Raw genomic sequence first — 12713 nt, forward strand, 5'->3', positions numbered from 1 at the left:
CCCGGCCTTTTCAGTTGAATCAATTTGTGAGCTACAGACGGATGAGAATACCCTACTCCGTCGTGACGCCCTGGAACGGACGAACTTCCCGGCCGGGCATGAAGCTGCCGAGGCGCTTGATTTCCCATTCCAGCTTGACGCCGGACTTCTCGAAAACCTCGCGGCGAACCTGCTCGCCCAGATATTCGAGATCGTAACCGGTTGCCTGCTCCATGTTGATCATGAAATTGCAGTGCAGCGACGACATTTGCGCGCCGCCGATGACAAGACCGCGGCAACCGGCCTCATCGATCAATTTCCAGGCGGAAAAACCATCCGGATTCTTGAAGGTCGACCCGCCGGTCTTCTCCCGAATCGGCTGCACGGTTTCGCGATGCGCCCGCACGGCATCCATCTCTGCGCGGATCTTGGCCTTGTCCTCGGGATAGCCCTCGAACAGAACATGGGTGAAGATCAGATCTTCCGAAGCGTCGGAATGTCGATAGCTATAGCCCATCTCGGCATTGGTCAGCACATGCTTCTCGCCCTTGCGGTCGACCGCGTGCACCTGGACGACGCGTTCGCGTGTCTCGACGCCGTTAGCGCCGGCATTCATGCGCGCCGCGCCGCCGATAGTGCCCGGTATGCCGTAGTAGAAATGGAAACCGCCAATGCTGTTGTCCATCGCCATGGCCGCGACGTGCTTGTCCGGGCATGCGGCGCCCGCCAGGATGCGGTTATCGCCCTGGAGCTCGACAGAGCCGAAGCCCTTGGCCGAAAGCCGCAGGACAATTCCCGGGATGCCGCCATCGCGCACCAATATGTTCGAACCCACGCCAACCACCGTCAGCGGCACTTCTTCCGGCAGGATCTTCAGGAACGCAATGAGATCGTCCGTGTCGTGCGGCTGGAACATCAGCTCCGCCAACCCGCCGGCGCGGAACCACGTCACACGATCCATCGGCGCATCCGGCGTCAACCGACCCCTGATGTCCTTTACACCGTCGCCGAGCGACGCCAGAAGCTTTTCCCCATTTACCTGTTTCATGCGGACTTACCCGAGAGGCCTTCCAATTCCTTTGGCAATGATGCTGCCCAATACGTAATGCTGCCAGCCCCCAACAAAACCACAAAATCACCCGGTCGCGCAATCTCCGCAACCATGGCGGCAAGATCTTCCTGCGATGGCAGATAGCGCGCGTCGCGATGGCCACCAGCCTTGATGCGCGAAACCAGCGTCTGCGAATCTACGCCTTCGATCGGATCCTCGCCGGCGGCGTAGACGGGTGCCAGGAAAATGCTGTCGGCATCGTTGAAGCAGGCGGCGAATTCCTCGAAGAGGCTCGACAGACGCGTATAGCGGTGTGGCTGGTGGACAGCGATGACACGGCCATTGCAGGCTTCGCGCGCGGCCTTCAGCACCGCCTTGATTTCGACAGGGTGATGGCCGTAATCGTCGAAGACCTTGATCCCGTTCCATTCGCCGGTCAGCGTGAAGCGGCGCTTGACGCCGCCGAAAGACGCCAGACCCTTGGCGATCGCCTCGCTGGAGATGCCGAGCCGGTTGGCAACGGCAACCGCCGCCGTCGCATTGGAAATATTGTGCCGACCGGGCATCGGCATCACGAGGTCTTTGATGTGGATCACCTTGCCGGTGCGGCGCCTGCGGATTTCGACGTCGAACAGCGACCGCGTGCCGTCGATGCGGACATTTGCAAAGCGCACATCAGCCTGCGGGTTCTCGCCATAGGTGATGATCTTGCGGTCCTCGATGCGACCGACCAGGGACTGGACTTCCGGATGGTCGATGCACATGACGCCGAAGCCGTAGAACGGCACGTTTTCGACGAACTGCCGGAAGGCGGCGCGGACGGCATCGAAATTGCCATAGTGATCAAGATGCTCCGGGTCGATATTGGTGACCACAGCGACGTCGGCCGGCAACTTCAGGAAGGTGCCGTCCGATTCGTCGGCTTCGACCACCATCCATTCGCCCTCGCCCATGCGCGCATTGGTGCCGTAGGCATTGATGATGCCGCCGTTGATCACGGTCGGATCGAGCCCGCCGGCTTCGAGCAGCGTTGCCACCAGCGACGTGGTCGTGGTCTTGCCATGCGTGCCGCCGATGGCGATGGCATTGCGGAAACGCATCAGCTCGGCAAGCATCTCGGCACGGCGCACCACCGGCAACAGCTTTTCGCGCGCGGCAACGAGTTCCGGATTGCTCTTCTTGATGGCAGTGGAGACAACAACGACTTCGGCATCGCCGAGGTTTTCCGCCTTGTGACCGATATGGACCGGGATGCCCTTGTCGCGCAGCCGCTGCACGTTGGCGCTTTCCGATTGATCGGACCCCTGCACGCGATGACCGAGGTTATGCAACACCTCGGCAATGCCGCTCATGCCGATACCGCCGATCCCGATAAAATGTACAAGGCCGATTGCCTTCGGCAGCTTCATGCGCCTGCCCCCTTGAATTGCTGAATTGAACGTCCCCCGGCAATAGCCTCAACCATGTCGGCGAGCAAGTTTGCCGCATCCGGCTTGCCTGCCTGTTTGGCGGCAGCCGCCATCTTTGCGAGCTTTTCCGGCATCGTCATCGAACCGCGCAGAATGGTCGAAAGCTTCTCCGGCGTAAGCTCGGATTGCGCGATGACCTTGACGCCGCCGGTTGCCGCAAGCGCTGCCGCATTGGCGGCCTGATCATGATCCAGCGCATGCGGATAGGGCACGAGGATCGCCGGGCGGCCGATGACGGCGAGCTCGGATACCGTCGAAGCCCCGGAACGGCACAGAACCAGATGCGCCGCACCGATACGCTCGGCCATGTCGGTGAAGAAGGGCGCTATATCCGCGCCCATCTCCAGCCTTCTGGTGCAGCTATTGACCGTCTCCATATCCTCGGGTCGCACCTGCTGTGTAATCCGCAGGCGCTTGCGCAGCGGCTCTTCCAGCAGGCTGATGGCCGTTGGCACCGCCTTTGAGAAATACTGAGCACCCTGACTACCGCCGAAGACGACCAGGTTGAAAGGATCATCCGGTACAGAAGGCACATAGGGCCGCTTGGCAGCCTCGATGACGGCCGGGCGCACCGGGTTGCCGGTCGTCACCGTCTTTTCCGAAAAGGCGCCGCCATCTTCCACCAGGAAACCGCCCGCGATCGCGCGTACCCGCGTCGCAAGCATCTTGTTGGCACGCCCCATGACCGCATTCTGTTCATGGATCATCGACGGCACACCCATGCGGGTGGCGGCCAACAGCGGCGGAACGGTCGGGTAGCCGCCGAAGCCGACGACGCAGAGCGGCTTGATTCTATTGATCAGCTTGCGCGCCGCGCGCATGCCCGTCCACAGCGTCAATAAGGCGCCGGCGACCTTCAAGGGATTCTTGGAGCCGATCGTCGCCGAGGGCACGACATGGATCTCATCGGCAGGAAACTTGCCGGCATAGCGTTCGGCGCGGCTGTCGGTGACGAGGTGCACGGAATAGCCGCGCTCCTTCAGCTTATAGGCCAGCGCCTCGGCCGGAAATACGTGACCGCCGGTTCCGCCGGCGGCAAGAAGGATAGTACCTTTACTCATAATCTTCGCTCCCGCGAATACCCCACTACTCGGGGCATATCCCTAATATAGGAAGCCGCCTCGACCGCGTCATCAACGCGGGCCAAGCCTCCCTCATAGACGGCCGCCTCTGGAAAAGCGACCAGAGAATGAGCAAGAGAGAGATGTCGGGGCTGGAGCACAGGCAAGTTCAAGACAGTCACTCCGCAGGCAATCCATGCGTCACGCGGAACTGGCTGCGATCCTGCGCCCGCTTTTCCGGGCGGTGACGCGTCAGCGCCAGAATGAAGCCTGCGGTCACGCAGATCGCGGTCATTGATGAACCACCATAGGAAATCAGCGGCAAGGTCATGCCCTTGGCCGGCAGCAGCTGCAGGTTGACGCCGATATTGATGATCGACTGGATACCGATCTGCAGCACCAGGCCGGCAACGGCGAAGCGATTGAAGTCGTTCTTTTCCTTGTAGGCATGGGACAGACCCCGCAGTACCAGGAACGCGAAGATGCAGACGAGCACCATGCAGAAGATGACACCGAACTCTTCGGCGGCCACCGAGAAGATGAAGTCGGTGTGGGCGTCGGGGATGATGCGCTTGACGATGCCTTCACCCGGGCCGACACCGAACCAGTTGCCGTGAACGATCGCTTCCTTGGCGGTATCGACCTGGAACGTATCACCCTCGCCGGTCATGAATTTATCGACGCGGAGCGCCACGTGGGGAAAGACGTAATAAGCGGCGACGAACCCGCCGGCGCCAAGCCCGCCGAGCACCGAAATCCAGAGCCAGGGCATGCCGGCCATGAAGAACATGCCGCCCCAGACGGCTGTCGTCAGGATCGTCTGACCAAGGTCCGGCTGCGCGACAAGCAGCGCAGCGACAATGCCGAAGAGAATGATGGCGAAGAGATTACCCGGAATTTCCGGCTGGCGCGCATGCTCGGCAAACAGCCAGGCGCAGACGACAACGAAAGCAGGCTTCATGAATTCCGACGGCTGGATCGACAGCGCCGCGATGTTGACCCAGCGTCGCGACCCCTTGACCTCGATGCCGAAGAACAGGGCAAAAAGCATCATTGCCAGCGAGACAACCAGCAGGATGACCGCCGTGCGCCGCACCTGCCGCGGCGTCATAAACGAAATGCCGATCATCGCCGCGATTGCCGGAACGAGGAACAAGGCGTGGCGTTTGACGAAGTGGAAGGGTTCAAGCCCGATGCGCTCCGCCACCGCTGGCGAGGCCGCGAAGGAAAGCATGAAGCCGATACCGATCAGCAGGATGAATAATGCCAGGAACACACGGTCGATGGTCCAGAACCATTCGGCCAAGGCCCCACGCTCAACGCGGCTTACCATATCATATGCCTCCTGTTGCTGAACCGATCAGCATGGTGACACCCTCGATCGCAGCCACATGACTGACAAAGGCGTCACCCCTGACCTCGAAATTCTTGTATTGATCGAAGCTTGCGCAGGCCGGTGAAAGCATCACCGCTGCGGACTCATGTTCGTCCCTGTCCGCATCGGCGGCCGCGTGCGCGACAGCGCGTTCCAGCGTGCCCGATATCTCGTAGGGCACCTGTTCGCCGAGCGTCGCCGCAAAGGCGGGCGCCGCCTCTCCGATCAGATAGGCTTTCGCAATACGCGGAAAGAGCGGCGCCAGGGTCGTGATCCCGCCCTCTTTCGGCAGGCCGCCGGCGATCCAATAGATATTCTCATAGCTCGAAAGCGCCGGCGCCGCGGCATCCGCATTGGTCGCCTTGGAGTCGTTGACGAACACGACCCGGCCGCGCCGTCCGACCGGCTGCATGCGATGCTTGAGGCCGGGAAAGGATTTCAGCCCGGCGCGGATCTCATCGGGAGAAACGCCGACCGCCAGGCATGCGGCAATCGCCGCAGCGGCATTCTGCGCGTTATGGCCGCCACGCAATGTCTGGATTCCATCGAGATCGGCAATCTCGCTCGTCGCCCCGACAGATGCCTGCATGATGCGGCTGCCTTCGGCATAAAGGCCGTCAGCAAGCACGTGCCGGCGTGAAATCCGCGTCACCTTGCCGCCGGCCCGCTCGATACGATCGGCGATCAATGAAGAATGACTGTCATCGACGCCAACGACGGCCACGCCGCTGCCGGCGACGAGCCGCTCCTTGATATCGGCATAGTGCTGCATCGTGCCGTGCCGATCGAGATGATCGGGCGTCAGGTTCAGCAGAATGCCGGCCGAGGGATTGAGCGTCGGTGCAAGATCGATCTGGTAGGACGAGCATTCGACGACGTAATAGCGCCCGGCCTTCGGCGGATCGAGCGTGAGGATGGCCGTGCCGATGTTGCCGCCAAGCTGCGTGTCGCGACCGCTCGACTGCAGGATATGGGCGATCAGCGCCGTCGTCGTCGATTTGCCGTTGGTTCCGGTGATGGCGATGAACGGGCAATCCGGCGCGTGCGCCCGGCGCTCGCGGACGAACAGCTCGACATCGCCGATGATCTCAACGCCTGCGGCATGCGCAAGATCGACAGTCCAGTGCGGCTTGGGATGTGTCAGCGGCACGCCGGGCGACAGAACGAAGACCGATAGCCCGTTCCAGTCGATCGTCCTGAGATCGGCGACCGCTATTCCTTCCGCGGCCGCTGTAGCCACGCTGTCCGGATTGTCGTCCCAGGCCGTGACCTCGGCACCGCCGGCAACAAGCGCACGCGCCGTCGCAAAGCCCGAGCCGCCGAGGCCGAACAGGGCGACCTTTTTTCCTTTCAGCGTGGTGACAGGGATCATCGATGCCTCACCGCAGCTTCAGGGTGGAGAGGCCGACCATCGCCAGAATGACCGCGACGATCCAGAAGCGAACCACCACCTGGCTTTCCGTCCAGCCCTTCTTTTCGAAGTGATGGTGGATCGGCGCCATCAGGAAGACGCGGCGCTTGGTCATCTTGAAGAAGCCGACCTGGATGATGACGGAAAGCGCCTCGACGACGAAAAGACCGCCGATGATCGCCATGACGATCTCGTGCTTGGTGGCGACGGCAACCGAACCGATCATGCCGCCCAGCGCCAGCGAGCCGGTATCGCCCATGAAGATGGCAGCCGGCGGCGCATTGAACCACAGAAAGCCAAGGCCGGCGCCGATGACTGCGCCGAGAACCACCGCCAGTTCGCCCGTACCCGGCACGAAATTGATGGCGAGGTAGTCAGCAAAGACGAAGTTGCCGGCGAGATAGGCGATGACACCGAAGGAAGCCGCCGCGATCATGACCGGTACGATTGCAAGCCCGTCAAGTCCGTCGGTCAGGTTCACGGCATTACCGGCGGCAACGATGACGAAAGCCCCGAAAAACACAAAAAACATGCCGAGATTGAGCAGCAAGCTCTTGAAGAAGGGGAAAGCGATCGACGAACCGAAGGTCGAGCCGGCAGGACCGGAGGACAGTGCCGTGGTCATCATGAAATACACGGCAATGCCTGCAATGACGAATTCGATGCCCAGGCGAGCGCGACCGGAGAAACCCTTGTCGCTCTGCTTCGTCACCTTGAGATAGTCGTCATAAAAGCCGATCGCGCCGAACCCGAGCGTGACAAGCAGCGTGGCGACCACATAGACGTTGGCAAGATCAGCCCACAGCAGAGACGATACGACAATACCGGCAAGGATCATCAATCCGCCCATCGTCGGCGTGCCGGCCTTCTTGAAGTGCGTCTGAGGACCATCGGCGCGAATCGGCTGCCCCTTGCCCTGACGCACGCGCAGGGAGGAGATGATTCGCGGCCCGAAAAGGAAAACGATAAACGCGGACGTAAAGAGGGCGCCACCGGTACGGAACGTGATGTATCTGAACAGATTGAGAAATCTGAAATGTGTACTAAAAAAATGAACGTGGTCCGACAGTTCGGCTAGCCAGATCAGCATAAGAGCCCTTTCTAAAGCCCCTGATGGGCGTGGGTGCCCGTGTCGGAAAATGCGGGAAACTTGTCAAGCAAGCCTGCCACGATCTTTCCAAACCCCATACCCAGCGACGATTTCACCATCAAGACGTCACCGGGGGCGACAGAATTGAGCGCGAATTCCGAGAGTTCCTCCGTCGTCTCACGATATTCGACATGAACACTTTCCGGCAGCTCATCCCTCAAAGCCGCCATCTCCGGACCCGCCAGCCAGACATGCTCGATACCGGCCGCCAAGAGCGGCCCGGCAAGGTTTGCATGCACTCGCTGGGCATAATCCCCCATTTCCAACATATCGCCGAGGACGGCGATTCGCCTGCCCGTCCGACTGCCGGCACCCGCATTCGGCGACGTCGTCGCCAGCAGCGCGATAGCCGCGCGCATGGATGCGGGATTGGCATTGTAACTTTCATCGATCAGCGTGAAGTAGCCGCTGCCGATCGCGCGCTTGTGGCGTTGTCCCCTGCCCTTTTCCGGCCGCAAGTCCGCCAGCGCTTCGACAGCCTTGTCGAGATCTGCCTCGACGAGCATGACGGCGCCGAGCACGGCGAGCGCGTTTTCCGCGATGTGACGGCCCGGCGCGCCGATCGCCACTTCCATCGTCTCACCGCCGATCGTCAGCCATAGCGTCGAATTCTCTTCCGAGGCATTGAATTCGGCGAGACGCACGTCGGCCTTGGCATGCTGGCCGAAGCTGTGCACATGTTCGATACCGGCTGCTAAAGCAGCCTGTTCCAGCATCTCGAACTGATCGTTGTCGTGATTGAGGATGGCGTGACCGCCCGGCACGACACCGTCGAAAATCTCCGCCTTCGCGGCGGCTATTTCCGTGATGCTGTTGAAATTGCCGAGATGCGCCGGTGCGATCGTGGTGATGATCGCGACATCCGGCTGCACCATCTTGACGAGCGGCCTGATCTCCTCGGGATGGTTCATGCCGATTTCAAAGACGCCGAAATCGGTGTCTTCGGGCATGCGCGCCAAGGTAAGCGGTACGCCCCAGTGATTGTTGAAGGAGGCGACGGAAGCATGCACCTTGCCCGATGGAGCGAGCGCGCGACGCAGCATTTCCTTCGTCGTGGTCTTGCCGACCGAGCCGGTAACGGCAATGATCTTGGCCTGCGTCCGCTGGCGTGCGGCGACACCCAGGCGGGCGAGCGCTGCCAATACGTCATCCACGACGACCTTCGGCACGGTCAGCCTGCCCATTGCCGGCAGCCGTGCCTCGCTGATCACGATGAATGCCGCACCGTTCGCCATGGCCTGGTTGGCAAAGTCATGACCATCGACGCGATCACCCTTGATGGCGAAAAAAGCCTCGCCCGGCTTGATGGAACGACTGTCGATGGAAATGCCCGTAATGCCTTCGGGCAGCGCTCCGACGAAGCGGCCAGAGATTGCGGCAATCATATCCTCAGTTGTCCAAAGCCAGTTCAAGGTTTCAAATCCTCCAGTGCTTTTCGCAGTTCGGCGTGATCGGAAAAGGGCAGCGTGACGCTGCCGATCGTCTGACCTTCCTCATGCCCCTTGCCGGCAACGATCAGCGTGTCACCGGATTTCAGCATGCCGACCGCCTTGCGGATGGCTTCGGCGCGATCACCGATCTCGCTGGCGCAGCCAGCCGCCGCCATGATCTCTGCACGAATGGTCGCCGGGTCTTCCGAACGCGGATTGTCGTCAGTGACGATAACGATATCGGCGAGACGGCAGGCGATTTCGCCCATGATCGGCCGCTTGCCGCGATCACGATCGCCGCCACAACCGAAGACGACGATGACGCGGCCTGTCGTGAACGGGCGCACCGAATTGAGGACGTTTTCCAACGCATCCGGCTTGTGAGCGTAATCGACATAAGCGAGCGCGCCGTCACCCGTATGGCCGACGAGTTCCAGACGGCCCGATGCGCCGACGAGCTTCTCCAGCGCCGCCATGGTGACGGGAGCGGCGACGCCGGTGGAGATGGCAAGGCCGGCAGCCACCAACGCATTGGCGACCTGGAAATCACCGGCCAGCGGAATATGAATCTCGAAAATATCGTCGCCGAAATGAACTTCGGCGGTCTGCTTGTGACGGAAATGCTCGACGCGCTTCAACACCAGGAAATCACCCTTGCGCCCGACCGTGCGCACATCCTGCCCGGCATCGCGTGCGGCGGATATTGCCTGGGCCGACCATGCATCGTCCGAAAAGATCACGGCCGGCGAACCCTTCGGAAGCAGGTCCCTGAACAGCCGCATCTTGGCGGCCATATAGTCTTCGACCGTCGGATGGTAATCCATGTGATCGCGACCGAGATTGGTGAAGGCGGCGGCGGCAAGCCTGACGCCGTCGAGACGGAACTGATCGAGGCCATGGCTGGAAGCCTCCATGGCCGCATGCGTTACCCCCTCGTCGGCAAGCTCTGTGAGCAAATGGTGCAATGACACCGGGTCCGGTGTCGTCAGCGAGCCGTAGTCGTTGCGCGTCGGCGATATCACGCCAGTGGTGCCGATCATGGCTGCCGGATGGCCGGCATGAGCCCAGATCTGGCGCGTGAAGGAGGCAACCGATGTCTTGCCGGCGGTACCTGTCACGGCGACCATCGTCTCAGGCTGTTTGCCGTAAAAACGTGAAGCGGCGACGGAAAGAAAGCGGCGAGGTTCGGAAACGGTCAGCAGCGGCACGCCGGCGACGGCGTCGCCATGGCCTGCGACAACGACGGACGCGCCACGCGAAACGGCATCGGCGATGAAACTTGTTCCATCCGCCTTTGTGCCGGCGACAGCTACGAAAACCGTGCCTGGTACGACCTTACGGCTATCGGCGGAAAGGCCTGTTATCTCAAGATCGCCAAGTGTCCCGCCGATTTGTCCGTTGAGTTCCGGAAACGCATTTCCGGCGATATCTCGCAAGTTCATCGAATATACTTTTCATTTTTGATCGGTCCGCCCTCTCGCGAATCGACCCGTGTATTCTTTCACGCTTAATAAGACGCCAGCAAGGCCGAGTTATCTTTTCCGAAGCTGGGTTGCACCCCAAGGATAGGCGCCGCCCTGGCGATGATGTCGCGAGCGATCGGCAATGCCGTAAAGGCCGAGATCGTGCCGCCGCCTCGCTCACCGCTCTTCGGCTCATCGATGAAGGTCATGACCATGTATTGCGGATTATCGATCGGGAACGCCGCCAGGAAGCTGTTGAAATTCAACGTATTCGAATAGCGGCCGTTAACAACCTTGTCGGCTGTGCCGGTCTTGCTGCCGACGTTATAACCGGGAACGCGAGCGTTGCGACCGGAGCCCCTGGTGCCGTTGAATTCAAGCAGGAAACGGATGTCGTCGCTGGTGCTCTTCTTGACGACCATCTTGGCAATGGCATCGGCCTGGTCACGCGTGCGCGGCAGGAAGGTCGGCTCGATCAGCTTGCCACCGTTGACGAGGGCTGATGCGGCAACCGCTGTCTGCAACGGCGTGGTCGAGACACCGTGGCCGAAGGAAATGGTGATCGAGTTGATCTTCTTCCAGACGCGAGGCTGGCTCGGCGCCTTCACTTCCGGCAGTTCGGTGTCCATCTTGTTGAGCAGACCCAAGCGGGTCAGGAATTCCTTGTGCGGGTCGATGCCGACAAGATCGGCGATCTTCGCAGTACCAATGTTCGAGGAATACTGGAAAATTTCCGGAACGGTCAGTACGCGATGCTGACCATGGAAGTCGTGGATGATGAAACCGCCGATCCGGATCGGATTGGTGGCGTCGAAGGCATCACGCAACGTCACCTTGCCGGAATCGAGCGCCATCGCCATGGTGAAGGTCTTGAAGGTCGATCCCATTTCGAACGTGCCGTTCGTCATGCGATTGAGCCATCCTTCGGTCGCGCCTTCGTTCGGATAGTTCGGATCGAAGTCGGGAGCCGAGGCCATGCCCAGCACTTCGCCCGTGTGGATGTCGATCACGGCAGCGCCCGCGCCCTTCGCCTGAAAATTCTTGACCGCGTTGACGACCGCATCACGGACGATGCCCTGCACACGCAGGTCGATCGAAAGCTTCACCGGCTGCAGAGGCTGGTCGTTGGTCATGCCGGCGGCGGCAAGGTCGGCAAGACCCTGATCGTCGATATATTTCTCCATGCCGGCAACGCCGCGGTTGTCGATATTGACGTAGCCGAGGATATGGGCGGCGGTCGAGCCGCCCGGATAGAAGCGGCGCTTCTCGGGGCGGAAGCCGATGCCGGGAATGCCTAGCGCCAGAATCTGACTCTGTTGCTTCGGCGTGAGCTGGCGGCGCAGCCACGCAAAATGCGAGGTCTTGGCGGCGAGCTTCTTGTATGTACCCTTGGTATCCAGATCCGGCAGGACCGTGCGCAATTCTTCGACGGCCTCATCGGGATCGATGATCTTGTTCGGCTCGGCAAACAGCGAGACGGTACGGATGTCGGTGGCAAGCAGGGCGCCGTTGCGGTCGACGATATCCGGGCGCGAGGCCATCAGGCGATCCGGCGGCAGGATGCTCGACGTGGTGTCCGGCGGCGTCATGGCGAACTGGGCAAGACGGCCGCCGATCACGCAATAGACGGCAATGAAGCTCGTCACCAGCAGAACGACGCGGCTTTTGGCTTGATTGGATTTACGCTTGCGAGCCCCTTCGAAGGTCGAACGGGAGAAGCTGTCGCTCGGGCGGTTGTTCCCGTCGGTGGAGAAGTGCGCCTTGCTCTTCAAGATCATGATGCGAGAAAGAAAAGACATTATTCGTCCACCGATCCCGTTGCGATGTTGTCGACTTCAGGTTTTTTGCGCTTGGCCAAAGCCGGCGACTTGGGCCGTGGCGCCGGAGCGGCCGCCACATCGGCGATGGCCTTCCTGATCTCGGCATCGGTCGTATCGCCGTTCTTCGAGGCCGAAGCGACATTGCCCTTGGAGCCGGTTCCCTTGCCGCTCTTCGTGCTGTCTTTCGCATCCGCAACTATCGGCGGCGGGACCTGCGAGCGCAGCATCGGCAACTCGTTCGGCTGAACGATGGCCGTGGAGAGGGTCGGCTGCAGCTGAAGCTCGTTGCTGTAGTTGTTGACGAGACGCTCGAGACGATTCGGCTGCGAGACCAGTGCCCAGTCCGCCTTGAGGAGCTCGATCGTATCCTTCTCGAGCTTGATCTCGGACTCGAGACGGTGAACCTCTTCCAGCTTCAGCTCGGCTCGGTGCTTGATCGTATAGGTCACGCTGGCCATAGCCGTCATGACTCCGATCAGCACGATGTCAAAAGTCTTCAGCATA

General features: G+C 60.9%; 10 protein-coding genes. All 10 read right to left on the reverse strand.

Going from position 1 to position 12713, the window contains the following annotated elements:
* Positions 1–52 precede the first annotated feature (52 nt).
* Positions 53–1027 carry a UDP-N-acetylmuramate dehydrogenase gene (gene murB, locus AB8B29_RS09465; RefSeq protein WP_047639882.1) on the reverse strand — a complete coding sequence of 325 codons (975 nt, stop codon included), beginning with the start codon at positions 1025–1027 and terminating at the stop codon, positions 53–55.
* Complete coding sequence (gene murC / locus AB8B29_RS09470) at positions 1024–2439, reverse strand: UDP-N-acetylmuramate--L-alanine ligase (protein ID WP_037202727.1); 1416 nt, start codon at positions 2437–2439, stop codon at positions 1024–1026. The genes murB and murC overlap by 4 nt, the downstream gene beginning before the upstream one ends.
* A complete protein-coding gene (gene murG / locus AB8B29_RS09475; protein ID WP_037202728.1) occupies positions 2436–3560 on the reverse strand; it encodes an undecaprenyldiphospho-muramoylpentapeptide beta-N-acetylglucosaminyltransferase in 1125 nt (374 codons plus the stop codon). The genes murC and murG overlap by 4 nt, the downstream gene beginning before the upstream one ends.
* Before the next feature lie 178 nt (positions 3561–3738).
* Complete coding sequence (gene ftsW, locus AB8B29_RS09480) at positions 3739–4893, reverse strand: putative lipid II flippase FtsW (RefSeq protein ID WP_037202730.1); 1155 nt, start codon at positions 4891–4893, stop codon at positions 3739–3741.
* A 1-nt stretch (position 4894) separates the two neighbouring features.
* The gene (gene murD, locus AB8B29_RS09485; RefSeq protein ID WP_037202732.1) at positions 4895–6307 is read right to left on the reverse strand and encodes a UDP-N-acetylmuramoyl-L-alanine--D-glutamate ligase; all 1413 of its coding nucleotides are present in this window, start codon (positions 6305–6307) and stop codon (positions 4895–4897) included.
* A 7-nt stretch (positions 6308–6314) separates the two neighbouring features.
* Positions 6315–7436 carry a phospho-N-acetylmuramoyl-pentapeptide-transferase gene (gene mraY / locus AB8B29_RS09490; protein WP_037202734.1) on the reverse strand — a complete coding sequence of 374 codons (1122 nt, stop codon included), beginning with the start codon at positions 7434–7436 and terminating at the stop codon, positions 6315–6317.
* An 11-nt stretch (positions 7437–7447) separates the two neighbouring features.
* A complete protein-coding gene (locus AB8B29_RS09495) occupies positions 7448–8908 on the reverse strand; it encodes a UDP-N-acetylmuramoylalanyl-D-glutamyl-2,6-diaminopimelate--D-alanyl-D-alanine ligase (RefSeq protein WP_037202736.1) in 1461 nt (486 codons plus the stop codon).
* Positions 8905–10368, reverse strand: a complete 1464-nt coding sequence (locus AB8B29_RS09500) for a UDP-N-acetylmuramoyl-L-alanyl-D-glutamate--2,6-diaminopimelate ligase (protein ID WP_113119344.1) — start codon at positions 10366–10368, stop codon at positions 8905–8907. The genes AB8B29_RS09495 and AB8B29_RS09500 overlap by 4 nt, the downstream gene beginning before the upstream one ends.
* A 65-nt stretch (positions 10369–10433) precedes the next feature.
* Complete coding sequence (locus AB8B29_RS09505) at positions 10434–12188, reverse strand: peptidoglycan D,D-transpeptidase FtsI family protein (RefSeq protein WP_037202740.1); 1755 nt, start codon at positions 12186–12188, stop codon at positions 10434–10436.
* Positions 12188–12712, reverse strand: coding sequence for a cell division protein FtsL (gene ftsL, locus AB8B29_RS09510; RefSeq protein WP_037202741.1), 525 nt, complete (start codon positions 12710–12712; stop codon positions 12188–12190). The genes AB8B29_RS09505 and ftsL overlap by 1 nt, the downstream gene beginning before the upstream one ends.
* Position 12713 lies beyond the last annotated feature (1 nt).

Origin of the sequence: Rhizobium sp. 11_C7_N12_5 (genome assembly GCF_051811145.1) — a bacterium.
GTDB classification, from domain to species: domain Bacteria; phylum Pseudomonadota; class Alphaproteobacteria; order Rhizobiales; family Rhizobiaceae; genus Rhizobium; species Rhizobium lusitanum.

Coding starts and splice junctions, on each gene's coding strand:
- murB (WP_047639882.1), bottom strand. CDS start 1,027: ATGAAACAGGTAAATGGGGAAAAGCTTCTGGCGTCGCTCGGCGACGGT.
- murC (WP_037202727.1), bottom strand. CDS start 2,439: ATGAAGCTGCCGAAGGCAATCGGCCTTGTACATTTTATCGGGATCGGC.
- murG (WP_037202728.1), bottom strand. CDS start 3,560: ATGAGTAAAGGTACTATCCTTCTTGCCGCCGGCGGAACCGGCGGTCAC.
- ftsW (WP_037202730.1), bottom strand. CDS start 4,893: ATGGTAAGCCGCGTTGAGCGTGGGGCCTTGGCCGAATGGTTCTGGACC.
- murD (WP_037202732.1), bottom strand. CDS start 6,307: ATGATCCCTGTCACCACGCTGAAAGGAAAAAAGGTCGCCCTGTTCGGC.
- mraY (WP_037202734.1), bottom strand. CDS start 7,436: ATGCTGATCTGGCTAGCCGAACTGTCGGACCACGTTCATTTTTTTAGT.
- AB8B29_RS09500 (WP_113119344.1), bottom strand. CDS start 10,368: ATGAACTTGCGAGATATCGCCGGAAATGCGTTTCCGGAACTCAACGGA.
- AB8B29_RS09505 (WP_037202740.1), bottom strand. CDS start 12,188: ATGTCTTTTCTTTCTCGCATCATGATCTTGAAGAGCAAGGCGCACTTC.
- ftsL (WP_037202741.1), bottom strand. CDS start 12,712: ATGCTGAAGACTTTTGACATCGTGCTGATCGGAGTCATGACGGCTATG.